The sequence below is a fragment of the Lacinutrix sp. MEBiC02595 genome, assembly GCF_053601555.1.
Genome location: NZ_JBSHNU010000067.1, coordinates 1 through 4,935, shown reverse-complemented (window position 1 = coordinate 4,935; position 4,935 = coordinate 1). Strand labels below are relative to the sequence as shown.

The following is a 4,935-nucleotide window of genomic DNA, read 5'->3' as shown; positions in this document are numbered from 1 at the left end:
TGGGTTGGTACAATTATTCCTCAAAATCCAGTATTCCAATTCAAGTTTATTGCAAACTCTGTAATTTACAATGGGCTAATTGCAATGAACAAGGGAAGTTCCAGAAGTCTGGGATTATTAAACATAACGTGTTTGTGTATGATTTCGTTGCGTGTTTCAGCAACTAAATTTAACAAAAAGAAACGAACCATAGGAATCATCCGCAGGATTATTCCGAAAAAACAAGAACCAAGCAATGAATTATACACGATGTTACCCAACGTTTTTATTCAATTATCTTTTTTACTTATATAGTCTTTCACCAAGTCGTTATAACAATCCATTGAAGTAAACCTAGTACAACTTATTCCGATAAGCTCGATAGCATTTTTATCTTTTAGTCTTTCTTCAAATTCCAAATCGGAATCATATTCGTCCTGGAAATATTTGAGTTCTCCATTTATCAAGTCTTCCTCAAATCGATTTTTTATTTTTTCACAAGATTCGTATTCAAAATATTTAAAATATTCAGATATTCCTTTTTCACATTGGATTCTGTCATAATTGTCTTTTGCTAAACGTAAGTTGAAAAACATTGAGAAGCAAAAAGAGATGATTGCCATAGATAATAAAATGGTAAAAGCTTTTTTTAATTTTGATATTATTAAGTAGGTGACAAAACATAAAATTCCAAGATAAAAAAAGAGTTTTGCATGATCTAAATCATGAATTACACTTACAATTTCGTCCTTATATTTAATATTGATTATTAGAAGAATAGCATTAATCAGAAAAAATATAATAGAAATGTTTTTAACTTTTAATTGCATCTGTTACTCAACGTTTTTAATTCGGATAAATAGATAATCTTATTTGATTATACGAACCTTTCGGGTTTCCAAAAGTAAATAAATATGCATTCGTTCCGTTTTTATTCAGCCATTTTATTCCGTCTCGATAAGTTCCGTCATCTTTTGTGTTTTTAGACTGTATTTCCGAAAAGGTTGGTTCTCCGTATTTTTCAGTTAGCATTTTAATCAATTCCGCAAACTTTTTCTCAAACACTTTTTTCGTTTTAAGATTTTGTTTTTTGGTTTTGAAACTTTTTTGTTTTAAATCATTCCATTCGTAAGTAATAACTCGGATTGTACTGTCCTTTGTGAAATAGTAACCAACTTCGAGTGAGAAATTCGGTTTTATTATTCGTTTAAAATCTCGTGAAATTTCGAGTTCATAATTGTCCTTATTCGGATAAATATTTTCTCCAATTCCGACTTTGTGTTTTCGAGAAATATCTTCCGATTTTAGTTTTTTTTCAAGTTCGAGTGCGTAATTCAAATTCAGATTTTCATAAGTAAAAATCCGTTCGTTTTGGAATACTTTATTTGTAGTTCCGCATCCAACTAATATTAAAGTCAGAAATATAAATGTTATGACGATTGTTTTTCTCAAATGTTGGGTAACGTGTTTGTGTATGATTAGTGGCGTGTTTAAGCACCTAATTTAGTAAATAAAAACTGAATAGAAAATCCGCGAGGATTTTCGTAAGTAGGCGAGAACAAGCCATTAATTATACACGTTGTTGCCATTAGTTTTTATTCAGTTTTATTGTCAAAAATTCAGTTGAATCCGTTTCAATTCCGTTTGAGTAAATTGGAATCAGATTTTTGTTTTTAATCAGATACTTTTTGGCTCTTTTTCCCCAGATTTTTTCCTTTACTTCCTCGCCTAAAAAAATAACATTGTCATTAATTTTGTAAATTCCTCTGTCAATAGTAGTCCATTCGTAATCTCTTGTCCGCAACATATATTTTCCATTTTCGAATAATCTTAATTCATTTCCAAAAATATCATTTGCGATAAATTCGGATTCTTTGTCAAAAAAATCTTTCGGAAACCAAAAAGAACTGATTGCTATAAAAGTCGAAATTAAGAGTAAAGTCAAAATAATTTTCGCTTCTTTAATTTCAATTTTGTTTTTAATCTTTTTTCCTTGTTTTACAGAAGTGTAAATAAATACTATAATTCCGAAAACTATAAAGAACAAATATTTAAAAAAGTCAACTAATCCTCCAAAAGAACCTTCTGTTCTTAATTCAGATAATAGAATTAAAAAAAGTATAATTCCGATTGGAATAAATGCTTTTAATATTGATTTGTAGTTCGTTTTTTTCAAATTAATGGCAACGTTGTTGTATATGGTTTGTTGCGTGTTTCAAGCAACTAATTTAGTAAATAATTACCGTCCAAGAAAGTCCGCGAGGACTTTCGTAAGTAGGCGAGAAGCCAGCAATAAATTATATACGGTGTTGGCAAATCGTTATTTTTCAGGGGCAATATTTTCATATTTAATTGAATTCGTACCTAATTCTTTATCACTCAAATATCCCCAAAAAGTTTCATTCCGATTTTTGTCAGTTATGTAATCCAAATAATTTACACAATCCTTTGGATTAAATTCAAACCAAACTTTTCCTTTAGAGTATATTTTTAAGTCACAAGCTCCGTATGGAAAGTAGATTGAGGTATCAAACCAATATTTAAAGCAACTATTGTCAACCTTGTCTAAATTCCATTCTCTGCGAAAAGTTTGCGTTTCTCCGTTCTTTAGTTTTACAACATTTCCTTTGTCATAAGGCGAAATAGAGATTTCTCCGCCAATTACGTTTTCAAAAGTCAATGTAGCAAATCCTTTTATAGTGAAACGACCTTCCTTATTATTCAAAATGTTTTCAATATTCGGAAAATCAGAAATATTTAGATGTTCTTCCCATTTAAAATCGCGTTCAATATCTGCTCCCCAAATTCGAAAAGATACAGTTTCAGGTAATTCATTTGTCGGTTCAAAGAATATGGTTTTGCTATCGTAAAAATCTACAATATTGCTATCCACAAAATCTATGTTCGATATGTCTAATTTGAGTTTCATCTAATGTTTGCCAACGTGTTTGTATATGGTTTGTTGCGTGTTTAAGCACTAAATTTAGCAAATAAAAACCGAATAGAAAATCCGCGAGGGTTTTCGTAAGCAGGCTAGAACTAGCAATAAATTATATACGGTGTTAGCAATAGTTATTTAGTACTGTATAAATGTCTTTCGCTTAAAAGATATAACTTTAGTCTTATCAGCAGCATCAATCGCTATTGCATTATATTCATTTTCTCCTTCTTTCATATCGATGATTTTTTGAGTTATTGACCAGTAAAACACTTTGTTTTTTGGGTCAAATTCAAAAGATACTTTGTCAATCGGCTCAATTTCATTGTTCGTTTCTTTTGCTATTTCTATTACTTCACATAAATCTAAATTATCATCAATAATTTTATAGTCAGATTTTGATGGAAAATTGAATTCAGACACAATATTTTCGTTTTCATCTAATGCTATTCCAACACAATATTTTATCGAATCTGTTGGTATAAAGTAATAGTCAAAAAAATATTTAGCATTGCACTTTTCCATATCAACAGATGGTCCTCTTGTTTTAAACTTTTGAATACTGTCGGGATAGCTAATTTGGACAGAATAAAATTCTAATTTAGAAAACAACTTTTCTCCAGCGTACTCTTTTATTTTATTCTCTAATCGAGTTTTAATAGGTAATACTTTGTCAGCTATTTGATTAATGTCAATTGGGTTATTCAGAATATTCCATTCTTTAGATTTATCACCAGTAAATGAAAAATTATAAGTTGGACATCTAAAAGTGTAATCTATTGAATTAAAATCTCCACCTAAACCAATATTTTCATTGTCAATGCACTTTTCTTGCGCATTACACGAGAATGATGACAAAATTAAAATTAGTGCAATTAGTTTGTTCATAATTATTGCTAACGTGTTTGTATATGATTTGTTGCGTGTTTCAGCACCTAATTTAGCAAATAAAAACCGAATAGAAAATCCGCGAGGGTTTTCGTAAGCAGGCTAGAACTAGCAATAAATTATATACGGTGTTACCTGTAGTTTTTATTCCGCAACCTGTTTTAATAATTCTGCAGTATTTATTTCAATTTCACCATTATATTTTAATTCAGTTGCTTTGATTCCAGTAAGCATTTGGTAAAAAATACAAGCGTTTAAAAACGATCCATATTTATTTGGATGACTGTTATCTTCATAAAGTTCAATTTCAGGATAATTTGTAAGAACTTCATAGTATTTATTTCCATTTTCAGATTTTGATATTTTATTATTCTTTGCAACTAAATTATAAGACTTATTAATCAACTTCATTTCTTGTTCCAAATTTTCTATAATTGGCGAACAGTATTTGTCTTTTTCCATCGATTGGTTTATTGATCTTGCGGAATAACAATATTCTTTTGGATATTCCTTTTTAGAAGGCCAGGTCTTGAATAAAATAAATTTACAGTTAGGGTTTGGAATTAATTTTTTTATGGCAGAAATAGCTGTTTCTACATTATACTCTCTAACCTCTGGAATTAATAGACGAACAGTTCCTTCTTGAAGAATGACAACATCCCATTTTTTTTCGGCTATCTTTTTTTCAGTTTCCGTAATTTCTCCATCCAGTTTTTTCCTAGTACTTATTCCATTTTCAGTTCTGGATTCAATTATATTATCTAAATGTGCAGACAAAGACATTCCAGGAAAAGTACTTTGCTCAACTTTAATTCTGGAATGAGTTTCATTAAGCATCTTTTGAAGAGTCTGAGGCATTTCGTGAAAGTAAGTCAAACTATTTCCAATAAACAAAACATTCAACTGTTGAACAGACTGCCTTTTTGGAGGTTTACAACCAATAGTTACAAAAGCTAAAATGATTAACAGGATGTTCCTCATAAATTACAGGTAACGTGTTTGTATATGATTAGTGGCGTGTTTCAGCACCTAATTTAGTAAATAAAAACGGAATAGAAAATCTGCAAAGATTTTCGTAAGCAAGCTAAAACTAGCCATTAATTATATACGTTGTTATCTATAGGTCTTTT

General features: G+C 29.8%; 6 protein-coding genes. All 6 read right to left on the bottom strand.

From position 1 onward, the window contains the following. Positions 1-269: 269 nt before the first annotated feature. The 6 genes from ACVCZW_RS00295 to ACVCZW_RS00270 all read right to left on the bottom strand — a co-directional run bounded on the left by ACVCZW_RS00295 (position 270) and on the right by ACVCZW_RS00270 (position 4,786). Complete coding sequence (locus ACVCZW_RS00295) at positions 270-809, bottom strand: hypothetical protein (RefSeq protein WP_452231325.1); 540 nt, start codon at positions 807-809, stop codon at positions 270-272. A gap of 16 nt (positions 810-825) precedes the next feature. Next, a complete protein-coding gene (locus ACVCZW_RS00290; RefSeq protein ID WP_452231324.1) occupies positions 826-1,317 on the bottom strand; it encodes a hypothetical protein in 492 nt (163 codons plus the stop codon). Positions 1,318-1,567: 250 nt separating this feature from the next. Next, entirely contained in the window at positions 1,568-2,155 is a 588-nt protein-coding gene (locus tag ACVCZW_RS00285; protein WP_452227749.1) for a hypothetical protein, read from the bottom strand. Positions 2,156-2,299: 144 nt separating this feature from the next. Continuing rightward, positions 2,300-2,908: a hypothetical protein gene (locus ACVCZW_RS00280; protein WP_452231323.1), complete on the bottom strand. Its 609-nt coding sequence runs from the start codon at positions 2,906-2,908 to the stop codon at positions 2,300-2,302. 147 nt (positions 2,909-3,055) lie between these two features. Continuing rightward, a complete protein-coding gene (locus ACVCZW_RS00275; RefSeq protein WP_055437547.1) occupies positions 3,056-3,805 on the bottom strand; it encodes a hypothetical protein in 750 nt (249 codons plus the stop codon). Positions 3,806-3,949: 144 nt separating this feature from the next. Beyond that, positions 3,950-4,786, bottom strand: a complete 837-nt coding sequence (locus ACVCZW_RS00270) for a DUF4886 domain-containing protein (RefSeq protein WP_452231322.1) — start codon at positions 4,784-4,786, stop codon at positions 3,950-3,952. Between the last annotated feature and the right edge of the window lie 149 nt (positions 4,787-4,935).